Origin of the sequence: Candidatus Nitrosocosmicus oleophilus (genome assembly GCF_000802205.1) — an archaeon.
GTDB lineage: Archaea > Thermoproteota > Nitrososphaeria > Nitrososphaerales > Nitrososphaeraceae > Nitrosocosmicus > Nitrosocosmicus oleophilus.
In genome coordinates this window covers 1,755,137-1,767,654 of record NZ_CP012850.1, presented here as the reverse complement: position 1 = coordinate 1,767,654, position 12,518 = coordinate 1,755,137, and the positions used below count along the sequence as shown (strand labels likewise).

The following is a 12,518-nucleotide window of genomic DNA, read 5'->3' as shown; positions in this document are numbered from 1 at the left end:
TATAATAAAAATATAGTTGAGAAAGATAGTTGTAATTGACTCACAGGTCGCAGGAATTTCAGGGGATATGTTCTTATCTGCTTTGGTGGATTGTGGTGCCGATAAGAATAGAATCATAAATAACATAAAGATGATAGAGAAACTATTTTCCAATACCAGAATAAAAAAGGTAGAATTCATAAATTCTGAATCAAATGGGATAAGAGCAACTAAATTTCATTTTGAGATTGAAGAGAATTCACTAGAACGAAATGCTTCCGAGATGTTAAGAATTCTGGCAAATTGCTGCAACGTTACTAATCTTTCCGATACGGCAAAAAAATTTGCAATGGAGACGATAAAAACCATAATTAGAATAGAATCAAGAATTCATAATAAAGAAGTTGGAGACCTACATCTTCACGAGTCCTCTAGCATCGACACAGCTGCAGACATAATTGGCAGTGCAACTGCTCTAGATGATTTGGATCTTTTCTTTAATACAACTTTTTATTCTACCAAAGTTGCCGTTGGTGGTGGAATAACCCAATTCTCACACGGGACGATTCCAAATCCTACTAACGCGGTGTTGGAAATTTTTAAGCTTTTGGAGATACCAATAACTGGGGGTCCAATCCACTCTGAAATAACCACTCCTACTGGAGCCGCCATCTTGGCTGGATTGAATCCTAGAATTATTAGTACGTATCCTGAATTTATACCTCATAAAATAGGCTATGGTACTGGATTTAAGAAATTTGAGGGCATCCCTAATATATTGAGAATTTCTATTGGAAAATCAAATATTCATAACTCCATTCAATCAGACACAGTATCGGTTCTTGAGACAAATATTGATGACATGACCGGTGAGATGATAGGTGATTTGGTAGAAAAGATATCAAAACAGGATGTAGGAGTAAAGGATGTTACATTGGTTAGCGGAATAACAAAGAAGAACAGACCAGTACATATTCTGAAGGTTATTTGCTCTGAGGACATTGAAAAAAGGATCATCGAATTAATATTCAATGAGACAGGAACACTAGGGATTAGAAAAACAATTAATGAAAGATATAAACTAGAGCGGTTTAGCATAATGCTCCCCATCATAATAGAAAACCATGAATATGTCATAAGTGTAAAAATATCAAAGGATCAGCAAGGAAGAATAGTTAACGTAAAACCAGAGTTTGAAAATATAAGAGAAATTGCAAACAAGCTAGGTCTCCCTTTTAAGAAGACAATGGAAACAGTCAATAATTTAATATTTCAAAGGAATCTATACGACATATAGCTGATCTAGGATGTCGACCAATTCAACTAAACGTATGGAAGATTCAAAACAAAGCAGATATCCCTTACTAATTAACTGGTTTAAATCCAGAAATTGTAAGGTTATAGTCGCCCTGTCTGGAGGAGTAGATAGCGCATTAGTGACTCTCGCAGCAAGGCAAGCACTAGGAAAAGAAAATGTTCTAGCGATCACAGCAAATTATCAGACTTTGGCAAATGAAGAATTAGAAACAGCTAAAAAAGTGGCCAAAGAGATTGATGTAATTCATCATTTGTTAGAATATAACGAATTAGATAATCCGAATTTCACCAAGAACGACAGCCTTCGTTGTTTTCACTGCAGAAATGAGTTGGCCATCAATTTACTGAAGGTGGCAAAGGAGAAAAACATCTCACTAATTGTAGATGGTACCAACCTTGATGATGTAGATGATGATAGGCCAGGTATGATCGCATTACATTCTATGGGAATTAAGAGTCCTCTATTAGATATTGGATTGGGTAAGAAAGAAGTCCGCCACTTTGCTAAGATTAACAATTTGTCTGTTCATGATAAACCTTCGAATTCATGCTTAGCGTCACGTGTTCCTCATGGAACGGAAATTAATTCGGTCAAATTAAGACGCATTGAAAGATGTGAGATGATAATAAAAAAATTGTCTGGTGTTAGACAAGTAAGAGTAAGGGATCATGACACAATAGCGAGAATTGAGATTGAGAGGAGTGAAATCAGCAAGTTATGCAACCTAGACAAAATTGACAAAATAGTATTTGAGATTAGAGAATTAGGCTTTAAACATGTAACGTTAGATCTAGAAGGATATGGAAAAAAAGAAATCGGAAAACTCAATGAGGATGAGATAATAACAATAGATAAATATGTCAAAAAATAGTCTTACTAAAACCAAGGAACCCATTTATTTGGATAATGCATCTTCCTCTCCGATTGACATTAGTGTAATAAATGAAATGTTACCATTTTTAACCGATTTTTATGGTAATCCTTCATCACTTCACGGTTTGGGTAGAAAATCTAATCTCGCCGTTTCTAAGGCTAGGAGACAGATATCCAAATTAATCGGCTCTAGATCTAACGAAATTTATTTTACCTCTGGAGGTACTGAATCTAATAACTTAGCCCTGATTGGAAGTGCAAGACTGATCTGTAATTTAAAACCGACTTGTAAAAGAATATTGATTTCCAAGATAGAACATGATTCCATAATAGAGACTATCAAATTCATAGAGAAGGACATGGGATTTGAGATAGATTATGTACCTATAGAGAAAGATGGATCAATTGATTTAGATATTTTTAGGGAAATGGTATCAACAAAAACCGGTTTGATTAGTATTATGCTAGCAAATAACGAAATAGGAACTATACAACCCATCAGAGATATGGTTGAAATCGCAAAAGCAAAAAATAATGAAACTATTTTTCATTCAGACGCCGTTCAAGCTCTTGGGAAGATTCCGATAAATGTTAATGACCTGAAAATAGACATGATGACGATTTCATCCCATAAGATAAACGGACCAAAAGGAATTGGAGCACTGTTCATAAAACAAGGAATACACATAAAGCCGATAATATTTGGCGGCGGACAAGAAATGAATCTAAGATCAGGAACAGAGAATGTAATTGCCATTGTTGGATTTGGCAAAGCATGTGAAATTTGGAAGGAGAAGCTCGCATCCGTCCAAATTAAGATTAAGGGACTTCAAAAGTACATGATAGATAGAATAATTAATGAAATACCAGGCTCTGTACTAAATGGATCAATGGAGAATCGAATTTTCAACAATGTTAACTTTTCTTTTTCTGGAATAAATGGAGAAGACTTGTTGATAAAACTAGATGAATATGGTATTGAGGCTTCTACTGGTTCTGCTTGTTCTTCAAACAAAAAACAAAAAGCATCTCATGTTCTAAAAGCTTTAGGACTGACGTATGATCAAATTAGTGGTTCAATAAGGTTTTCCATAGGTTACCAAAACACTCAAGAGGAGTTGAAAATTGCTATTGACGCTTTAAAAAACCTAATTAAAGAATTTAGAAAAATAAACGGGAATAGTTTTGCGTGAAGCAAAGGTTAACTACTACACCATTATCTAGCATTCATAATAATAGGTATACCTTGAAGAAAATTCTGAGGGTAATATAGAAAGATTCTTTTTAATGCTGATCGCATATTATCATAATATGGCTTCGAACCAGAAAAACAATTTGAATAGTGAGACTACTAGTAAGAATATGAATGTAGGCGATAAGGCGCCAGATTTTGAGCTCTTAGACACGAATCAGGAAGTTCATAGATTATCGGACAATAAAGAAGGATTGACAATCTTGGCGTTCTTCCCTGCCGCAGGTTCTCCAGTTTGTACGGTGGAGATGTGTAATTTTAGAGATACCCTTAGTAGTTTGAAAAAAGAAAACATAAGTATCTTGGGTATATCGGTAGACAGTCCTTTTGCAAATAAAGTTTTTGCTGAGCACCATAACCTAAACTTTCCAGTTCTGAGTGACTATAATAGAGAAGTGATCGAAAAGTACAATGTTGTAATGCCTAGTTTAGGTAAATTAAGAGATTTCAAAGTAGCTAAAAGATCTATATTCATTGTGGACAATAACAACGATAAGATAATATATAAATGGGTATCAGATAATCCGCTCCTAGAACCAAACTATGAAGAAATCAAGACCATAATCTCGTGAAACTCTGATTTTCTTTTAGTTGTTTAAATGACTGATCTTTTGCAGCAATGATTGGCAATTTATTGCTAAATCAATCAAGAATTGCTACAACATCATTTCTTGAAATACTCTGACCTTCTTTAACTTTGAGATCTCTTACTGTCCCATCTCTAGGTGATTTTATGGCAACTTGCATTTTCATGGATTCCAAAACTACGATGTTATCCCCCTGTTTGACAGCATCACCCTTATTTACCGATATTGATATTACCCTTCCAGGTATCTGACTGGAGATCGTATTCATGGAGGCGACACCTCCTGAATTGGCTCTTGATTTTTCTATTATTTCAGTTAGTTTTGCATGTTTCTTGAGAGCCATTGATTGCCCATCTAACAATATCTTTAATTCTGTGCTTGTGACTTCAAGAATCTTGATTTCATGAAAAGCATTATCAAACAAGAATTCAAATTTATCCGATTTCATATCTAATACTTTTATAAGATGATCTGATCCATTAATTTGGACAACTAAATTACTATCCTTATCAAAACCTATAACTTTACCTTCAAATTCTTCTTGTATATCATCAACCTTTATTTCCATTCTATTTCAAGCAACTCCACCAAATTTCCAGTTATTCTGAACAGAGTGATCTCTCTTTGAGTGACGTTTCACATTTTCAGTTTGGATGATCGCAGATGCTACTGCAGGTAAAAGTCTTTTTTGCCTATCAGAATTCCTGGTTTTTAATTCTTTTCTCATTTTCTCTATGATAGAATACCTATCAAGGTAATCTGTTGACAAATCACCCTTAATAAAGTGTTCATCATTCATTATGGTTTTGTACAATGGGATAGTAGTATTTATTCCCTCAATTATGAACTCATCCAAAGCATTTCTCATCCTTCGACGCGATTCATCAAATGATGATCCCCAAGATATTAGCTTGGCGGTTAAAGAGTCATAAAAACCTGAGACAGTGCATCCAGGGTACAAATAAGTATCCACACGTATGCCTGGACCATATGGTAAATTGCAATAAGGTACTTTACCTACTGAGGGTGCAAAATCATAGAATGGATCTTCCGCATTAATACGACATTCCATTGCAGCACCATTAAACGTTAGATCCTGTTGCTTAAAGGGGATTGGTTCGCCATTTGCAATTGATATTTGCAACTTTACCAAATCAAGACCCGTAACAAGCTCGGTTACAGGATGTTCAACCTGTAACCTAGAATTAATCTCTATAAAATAATAATTACCTTGTGGATCGCACAGAAATTCAGCTGTTCCTGCATTAAGATAGTCAACTGCATCAGCAGCTCTCTTTGCTATTTCTCCAATTTCATTTCTCTTTTCGGCGGTCATTATAGGTGAAGGAGACATCTCAATTAATTTTTGATGCCTTCTTTGAATGGAACATTCCCGCTCAAACAAATGTCTGGTGTTACCGTGTGAATCCCTTACCAATTGAAATTCTATGTGGCGAATTTTCTCCAAGAACTTTTCCACAAATAGAGCAGCCTTGCCGAACGCAGCTTTCGACTCTGCAGAGGCCATTTCAAATTCTTGCCTCAACTCTTTTTCGTCCTTTGCAAGTCTGATACCGCGTCCCCCCCCACCGTACGCTGATTTTAGTAAAACAGGGTATCCGGCTTCGTTTGCAATTTCCACTGCTTTATCAACGTCATCAATAACTCCTTCACTACCCGGAACTGTGGGAACTTCAGCCTGTTTCATTATGCGTTTACACTTCATTTTATCTCCGGTCAGTTCCATAGCTAGACTCTTAGGCCCGATGAAAATAATATTGTTCTTCTCACATAATTCAGCAAAAGTCTCATTTTCTGAAAGAAATCCATATCCTGGATGGATCGCATCCACCCCTGCTTTTGTAGCAACTTCCATAATGCGGCTCATGTTCAAATAGCTTTGAGCAGGAGCCGCGGGTCCAATATGATACGCCTCATCAGCCCTTTTAACGTGGATAGAAGTCTTATCTTCATCAGAATATACTGAAACTGACTTTATTTCCAGCTCCTTACAGGCCCTAATGATTCTTAGGGCAATCTCTCCGCGGTTTGCAATCAATATACTACTTATTTGTTTTGACATCCAATCACCTATTTACAAATTAATATTCCCATGCTTTTTCCATGGTCTATTCTCTTTTTTGCTAGAAAGGGCATTGAGAGCGCTTATGATTAATGGTCTGGTCTCCATGGGATCAACGACAGAGTCAATTGTTCCTCTTTCGGCAGCTATGTATGGGTTTGCAAACTTGTTTCGATACTCTTTTGCCAAACTTTTCTTTTTGCTTGCTGCATCAGAAGAATCTTTTAGACTTTTCCTATGTATAATAGTGATTGCTGCTTCCGGTCCTAGTACTGCGATTTCAGCTGTTGGCCATGCAATGTTCAAATCGGTACCAAGATTCTTACTTCCCATCGCAATATAAGCTCCTCCATATGCTTTACCGATAATACACGTAATTTTTGGAACAGTCGCCTCGCAATATGCGAATAAAAGCTTACTCCCATGTCTGATAATCCCATTGTGTTCTTGATCAGCTCCTGGTAAATATCCAGGAGTATCTACAAGCGTAATTATGGGAATATTAAACGAATCACAAAATCTAACAAATCTTGCAGCTTTATTAGAAGAGTGTATGTCTAATGCACCAGCTAAAAATAAAGGCTGATTTGCAATGATACCTACAGATCTACCGCCCATCCTTGCAAATCCAACCACTATGTTTTCCGCAAATAGTTCGTGAACTTCGAAGAAATTACCACTATCAACAATAGAAGTAATGATTTCCTTCATATCGTAAGACTGATATGGATTGTCCGGCAATACACTTATCAAATTAGTATCTAAACGGTTAGGGTCGTCAACATCAGCTGCTAAAATTTCTGGTTCCTCTTTATTATTTTGAGGAAGGTAAGAGAGCAATGTTTTAATTTTATCCATACAATCAACCTCGTCCTTCGCCACGAAATGTGCAACTCCTGATTTTGTAGCATGAGTCCTAGCACCTCCCAAATCCTCAAATGTAACTTCTTGACTCAGAACTTCTTTTACAACTTCCGGTCCTGTCACAAACATTTGTCCTACATTATCAACCATTATGACAAAATCTGTCATAGCAGGAGAATACACAGCTCCACCAGCACACGGTCCAATACTGGCAGTTATTTGAGGGATAACACCCGAAGCAAGAGCATTCTTGAGAAAAATATCACCATACCCATCTAGACTTGATACACCCTCTTGGATCCTTGCCCCGCCTGAATCAAGTATACCAATAATTGGACATCCCACCTTCAGTGCGAGTGTCATTACTTTAGATACCTTTTTTCCAGCCATTTCTCCTAACGAACCACCCAAAACAGTAAAATCATATACGTAGATAAACACTTGTCTACCGCTAATAGTGCCAAAACCAGTAATCAAACCATCACCATAATATTTTTTTACTTCAGGGTCATCACCTCTATGAGTTACAAATTTGTCAATTTCCGTAAACGTATTTGGATCTAATAAAAGATTTATGCGCTCTCTCGCAGTTAGCTTCCCCTTCGAATGCTGAGCTTCAACTTTATCTGGACCTCCACCTGCTTCAGCACTGTGTTTTCGGTCATAATATTGTTTTAGTTTTTCCTCACGCATATATTATGTTTTTAATCCTTAACCGTATTAAATATAGATTTTGTTATGAATAATTGCTGATTCATCTTTTGAACCAAGCGGATTTATTTAGTCCTTTTCTCGAAGTTCACGTAACCCATTCCTGCCTCCCTTAGCCCTTCTAAAATAATTCAAACCAAGGTTATAATTTTCATATAAGGATTCAAGGGTTTCGATTTCCATTCTTAAGAAATCCTTTTCATAGTTAGAGGATTTATCTGAATTTTGCAATTCTTGTAATCTTCTTACTTTTTCTGCCAAGAGCTTACTAACATTATATTCATATTCACTTGACAACATATATCACTACATCATATCGTATAGGATTATACATTTTAATCTTTTTAAAGTGTTAACTAGGTTATACTAACAGGATTATAGATTTTTTGAAAAGGCATGTTTGTATTCTTCAAATACATTAAGGTCTGAGATAGATAAACACTCGGAACAAAAGAATGTTTCTAAAGTACCGATATTTCTTTCAAGTTTTAGAAGGGCCAGTATCAGAGTATCACGAAAGTCTACCTGACTACCGCAAATGAAACATTTTTCCTTATTTTGTCGTTGTGTAATAAAGTTGGCTAACAGGTTGTCCTCTTTATTTTTGCTCTGGTCCGTTTTGTTGTTTAATAAATCCTGATTCTTGTTATCATGAAGTTCAGAAAGATTATAACAATTCTCATGAAGGATGGACTTAGCTGCCCTTGACCAATAACCTACTTCTGCTGAGTTGATCTTCTGTTTACAAATTAAGCAAAACCCTGGATATTTCATAGTCATCTTTATCCAATCACGGGATAGTAATGGAGCCTTATCCATAGTAGAATCTATTTACGTATGAGAACGAGATCCATTGTTTAAAGTTTTGTTTTGCTTGATTGTTTTTCAATTTCCTTGTTAATGAGTTCATTAAACTTTAAGTTGTCAGGATTATCGAAACCAAGATCTTTAATCGCTAGATTTTTCATTATCATAATGAAGTTGGAATAATAGAAAAGACCAATTTTAGATACGCTTGTGTGAAAAATCTTTGACAGTTCCGTTCTAAGAGGTCTTAATGATTGCCCCCTCATAAATATTGGACCCATCGCCGAGAATGGAACAGAATATTGATTATATTCTATTGCCTTATCTCTACTAATCCTAAATAATTTGTTGAGGAACAAGTCGTTTGCGTATCTGAGTAAGCTCCAATTCCGTTTTTCATAAATCCTGTCTACAAATAAATCAATCTCCGAAAGCTTTTCTAGTAAATTAGCCAAATCATCTGATTTCAACTTTCTCTCACTGCTAACAATGCTAGTATACAAAGCATTTAAGAAATCTTTGCTACGTTCTTCCGAGGTATAGCCGTATTTTGGCGTTGTATAACGAATTGAGGATGTTATCAACAACTTTTTTGCTTGTGAAATGTCAGTTAGAGAAAAAAAGTTGTTAATACACTCTTCTATTGACGATTCAGTACCGGTGTTACCATCGGAATTAACTTCTCCTTCCAGCTTTGCTTGCAAAGTATTCAAAAGGGTCCTGGCATCGCCACGACATTGACTAATAATCTTAAACTGCTCCGAACTTTTTAAATTCTTTCTCTCCCGCCTCATGACATTTTGGAGCAACATATAACTTGCAAATGACGACAAGGGTCTAAATTCAACAAGCTTGCTATTTTTTATTAAGTCTTTCATTTTGTAACTCTTTGAATTTGAGGCCATAATGATCGGAACATCAGCATTCTTTAATATGTTTGACAAGAACGGCATTCCACCATAGTCATCCCTCCCAGAGATGCCATCTACCTCATCTAAGAACAACAACATCTGCTTTCCAAAAATACTTTTGTTTAGTAGTATTGGATTGATGATAATCTCTAGGTTAATCTTGTTACGGAGGTCACTGGCATTAAGTTCGATCAAATCTAAATCTAGTAATTTAGCCAATGACTTTACAAACGAAGTCTTTCCAGTCCCTGGAGGACCTACAATTAGAAGAGGTTTTGCGCCCTTAATCCAGTTTCTTAACCAGTTTATTACTAGAAGTCGTGATTTTTCATTCCCAAAAAAATTGTCAAATTCACTTATTCGATATTTTTCTACCCACATTATTTCTTACAATCCTTCTCATTAAACTAAAAGCTATTTTTTATCTAGTTCTTTCTGAAATGTATTAAGAAGATCTGCTCTTTTAGTTACAAGCTCTCTATACCAGAATTCGTTATAATGACTAACTGTTAAGAACAAAAATTCGAGGAAGGGTTTGATCTTCATATCATTATCCAGCATTTCTAAAGCTAATGATGCCTCAGATAAATATGACTTACTCTTTTCCAAAGTCAACCTGAACCCTAATTTTACATCATGAGTAAGGTTTGAATAAAAAAGAGGCCACGATGGTGACTTGATTCCCTTAGTAATAATTGCATCTTGGATCTCATTTCCGCATCCAACGCACTCTGCAGCTTTTGCCATGCCTATATAATAAATTTCTGACAAAGGCCTCTGATTAAGACTCATATTTCTACCGGCAGTTCCAAGCACAGATCGGTATTTCTTGTAACTTCGTTCTAAATTATCGTAAGTGAGTTCAAGCTTTTTGGTTTTCAATTCATAATCAATTTGTTGACCTAACAGGGCATCATCAAAACCGGATTGAAATTCTTCTAGTACCTCAGGTGCTGTAGCACTTATCTTTTGCTTTGCCAATAATAGTATGTATGGATTAATGAATTTGTAGTCTTCAAGATATTCAAGGTCTTCATCTTTATCTAAAATCCTATCCATAGGCTCGCTCAAATCAATGGCAATGAGGTGTCCATCTATCACATTGTCTCTCATTTTGTAATCATTTAAGCCAATACTCTCGGCATAGCCGTCAAAAAGAGCATAGAATACGGGAAAAGTCATTTTTATAAAATTAGAATTAAGTATTCTATTTATCCTGTCAAATAAATTGGCTGGATCTTCTAACTTTAACTTTAGCGATTCAAGTTCTTTAGGGGTAATCTCTAATTCGGGAGTACCACCAATCTCTTTTATAAAATCCCTGTGTGTCTGCATTGGAGAAGAATCGGACTTTATTAATGCATATATCCCATCTCTGTATCTTTGTACAAAGCCATCATACTCTTTTTTTGATTTATCAAGATAAAATTTAAATGAATTATATTTTTTGTCCCTGATCAAACCACTTTTAAAAATTTTTCTACCGGATTGGGTCGTCAATAAATTCTGTTTCTTAAAAATATAGTCATCCTTTCCACTCATTGAATGTCACTAAATAAATGATAAAAATTGATAGTTTGTAATCATCTAGATGACATTGCAATCCTTTCCTGCTCATTTTTCTTTTTTATCGCATAACTGTTCATGTCGTTCTCAGAAGCCAACATTATTTCTCTGGCAAGTACCTCTTCCATGGCTTGAGGTGAAGAATAGGTCGACTCGCGTACTCCTTCGGCAACGAATCGCAAAGCTAGATCTACCCTTCTTAAAGGTGAAACATCAACTGAAACATGATACACCACACCACCATAAACTATTCTGGTAGTATCTTCATTTGGAGCGGCATTTTCTATCGCCCTTATAAGTAATTCTACAGGATTCTTACCGGTTTCTATGGATATGATTTCAAGTGCAGTTTTTACTACGTTCATAACCTTTGTCTTTTTACCACCCATTCGTCCAGTATTTTTGGCATATCTTTTTCCAAAATGCATAAGTTTGTTGACCAGTCGTTCAATAATATTGACCTCTGCTTTTTTCAATCGTTGATGCTCATGACGTCCAAAGGTTACAGGTATTGTCATTGAGGGATGTAAATGGATTACGTTTTTCAGCCCTTCATCGACAATTTCAATATCTCTTGTATCCCACTTGTTAAACAGAAGCATATTTACTTGTTCTTTTCCACTCATTGTTATCGCCTTGGTTTCTCCTTCTTTCCTCTTACTAATTGATTAAGGGATACACCATTAACTTTGAATACTTGCCATCTAACCCCTGGTATATCACCCATTGCTCCTCCCATTGAGCCTCCTATCCCTTCTAAGACTACTTCATCATGTTCATCTACGAAGTTTAATGCACCATCTCTTGGTAAAAAGGCAGTAATTGATTTTCCATTTTTTATTAATTGGACCCGTACACATTTTCGGACTGCAGAATTAGGCTGTTTTGATTCAATACCAACCTTCTCTAAAACAATACCTCTGGCCTGTGGAGCACCCTCCAACGGATTAGCCTTCTTATCCAACATCAACATTCTACGTTTATAATACTTGTTTGACCATCGGGAGCGTTTTCGTTTGGTTTTCAAAACTCTACCCGAGAATAATCCTAACGGTGATTTACTCAATAAATATCACATCTTTTCACTTTTAATTAATTGTTCCGGACTAATGACCAGGACGTTTGTAATATTAAAATATCTCTTCGCAAGAAGCCGCGCTTTGTCTACATTCCTTCCATCCTTACCTACGACTAGTCCCTTTTTCTTTGCGTCTGCGACCACTAGGGCTATTTTGGTTCCATCCATACGATCGTTTATGCGAATTTCTTGAATAATATTTGAATTGAATATATTCTTGACAAAATCAGTTGGATTCTCAGAATGTTCAACCAACTCTATTTTCTTATTAATCACGTTTTGTAGCTGCTTAATATTGGATCCCCCCTTGCCTATTGCCATTCCCATTTGTCCTTTATTTACAACAAAAATTACACGTTCCATTTTTTCATCAATTATGCAGTCCCTGGCATCAGCGGCAGTGACAGTCTGAAATAATGATAATAATCGAAATTCATCTGGAGATAACTTAATTTTTTCACTCATTTAATGTGCACCCAATAACAAAAG

General features: G+C 35.8%; 14 protein-coding genes. 4 read left to right on the top strand and 10 right to left on the bottom strand.

Going from position 1 to position 12,518, the window contains the following annotated elements:
* Positions 1–16: 16 nt before the first annotated feature.
* The 4 genes from larC (at position 17) to NMY3_RS08510 (ending at position 3,994) form a co-directional block, all read left to right on the top strand.
* Positions 17–1,276 carry a nickel pincer cofactor biosynthesis protein LarC gene (gene larC / locus NMY3_RS08525; RefSeq protein WP_196815470.1) on the top strand — a complete coding sequence of 420 codons (1,260 nt, stop codon included), beginning with the start codon at positions 17–19 and terminating at the stop codon, positions 1,274–1,276.
* A gap of 10 nt (positions 1,277–1,286) precedes the next feature.
* Entirely contained in the window at positions 1,287–2,168 is an 882-nt protein-coding gene (larE, locus tag NMY3_RS08520) for an ATP-dependent sacrificial sulfur transferase LarE (RefSeq protein WP_231099964.1), read from the top strand.
* Positions 2,155–3,363, top strand: a complete 1,209-nt coding sequence (locus NMY3_RS08515; protein ID WP_196815469.1) for a cysteine desulfurase family protein — start codon at positions 2,155–2,157, stop codon at positions 3,361–3,363. Before larE ends, NMY3_RS08515 begins: the two co-directional genes overlap by 14 nt.
* Before the next feature lie 118 nt (positions 3,364–3,481).
* A complete protein-coding gene (locus tag NMY3_RS08510) occupies positions 3,482–3,994 on the top strand; it encodes a redoxin domain-containing protein (RefSeq protein ID WP_231099963.1) in 513 nt (170 codons plus the stop codon).
* 70 nt (positions 3,995–4,064) lie between these two features.
* Here NMY3_RS08510 and NMY3_RS08505 read toward each other — a convergent pair whose 3' ends face one another.
* From NMY3_RS08505 to NMY3_RS08460, 10 genes are all read right to left on the bottom strand, one after another.
* The gene (locus NMY3_RS08505) at positions 4,065–4,577 is read right to left on the bottom strand and encodes an acetyl-CoA carboxylase biotin carboxyl carrier protein subunit (protein ID WP_196815468.1); all 513 of its coding nucleotides are present in this window, start codon (positions 4,575–4,577) and stop codon (positions 4,065–4,067) included.
* A gap of 6 nt (positions 4,578–4,583) precedes the next feature.
* Positions 4,584–6,092 carry an acetyl-CoA carboxylase biotin carboxylase subunit gene (locus NMY3_RS08500; protein ID WP_196815467.1) on the bottom strand — a complete coding sequence of 503 codons (1,509 nt, stop codon included), beginning with the start codon at positions 6,090–6,092 and terminating at the stop codon, positions 4,584–4,586.
* A gap of 12 nt (positions 6,093–6,104) precedes the next feature.
* Positions 6,105–7,649, bottom strand: coding sequence for an acyl-CoA carboxylase subunit beta (locus NMY3_RS08495; RefSeq protein WP_196815466.1), 1,545 nt, complete (start codon positions 7,647–7,649; stop codon positions 6,105–6,107).
* Between the two features lie 87 nt (positions 7,650–7,736).
* Positions 7,737–7,967 carry a hypothetical protein gene (locus tag NMY3_RS08490; RefSeq protein WP_196815465.1) on the bottom strand — a complete coding sequence of 77 codons (231 nt, stop codon included), beginning with the start codon at positions 7,965–7,967 and terminating at the stop codon, positions 7,737–7,739.
* Positions 7,968–8,042: 75 nt separating this feature from the next.
* Positions 8,043–8,486, bottom strand: coding sequence for a hypothetical protein (locus tag NMY3_RS08485; protein ID WP_196815464.1), 444 nt, complete (start codon positions 8,484–8,486; stop codon positions 8,043–8,045).
* 38 nt (positions 8,487–8,524) lie between these two features.
* Positions 8,525–9,766 carry an AAA family ATPase gene (locus tag NMY3_RS08480; protein WP_196815463.1) on the bottom strand — a complete coding sequence of 414 codons (1,242 nt, stop codon included), beginning with the start codon at positions 9,764–9,766 and terminating at the stop codon, positions 8,525–8,527.
* A gap of 33 nt (positions 9,767–9,799) precedes the next feature.
* On the bottom strand, positions 9,800–10,927 hold the full coding sequence (locus NMY3_RS08475; protein WP_196815462.1) for a hypothetical protein: 1,128 nt from the start codon (positions 10,925–10,927) through the stop codon (positions 9,800–9,802).
* Between the two features lie 41 nt (positions 10,928–10,968).
* Positions 10,969–11,577: a 30S ribosomal protein S7 gene (locus tag NMY3_RS08470; RefSeq protein WP_196815461.1), complete on the bottom strand. Its 609-nt coding sequence runs from the start codon at positions 11,575–11,577 to the stop codon at positions 10,969–10,971.
* A gap of 2 nt (positions 11,578–11,579) precedes the next feature.
* The gene (locus NMY3_RS08465) at positions 11,580–12,017 is read right to left on the bottom strand and encodes a 30S ribosomal protein S12 (RefSeq protein WP_144733459.1); all 438 of its coding nucleotides are present in this window, start codon (positions 12,015–12,017) and stop codon (positions 11,580–11,582) included.
* A 6-nt stretch (positions 12,018–12,023) separates the two neighbouring features.
* Positions 12,024–12,494 (bottom strand): NusA-like transcription termination signal-binding factor, encoded by a 471-nt coding sequence (locus NMY3_RS08460; protein ID WP_196815460.1) that lies wholly within the window; start codon positions 12,492–12,494, stop codon positions 12,024–12,026.
* Positions 12,495–12,518 lie beyond the last annotated feature (24 nt).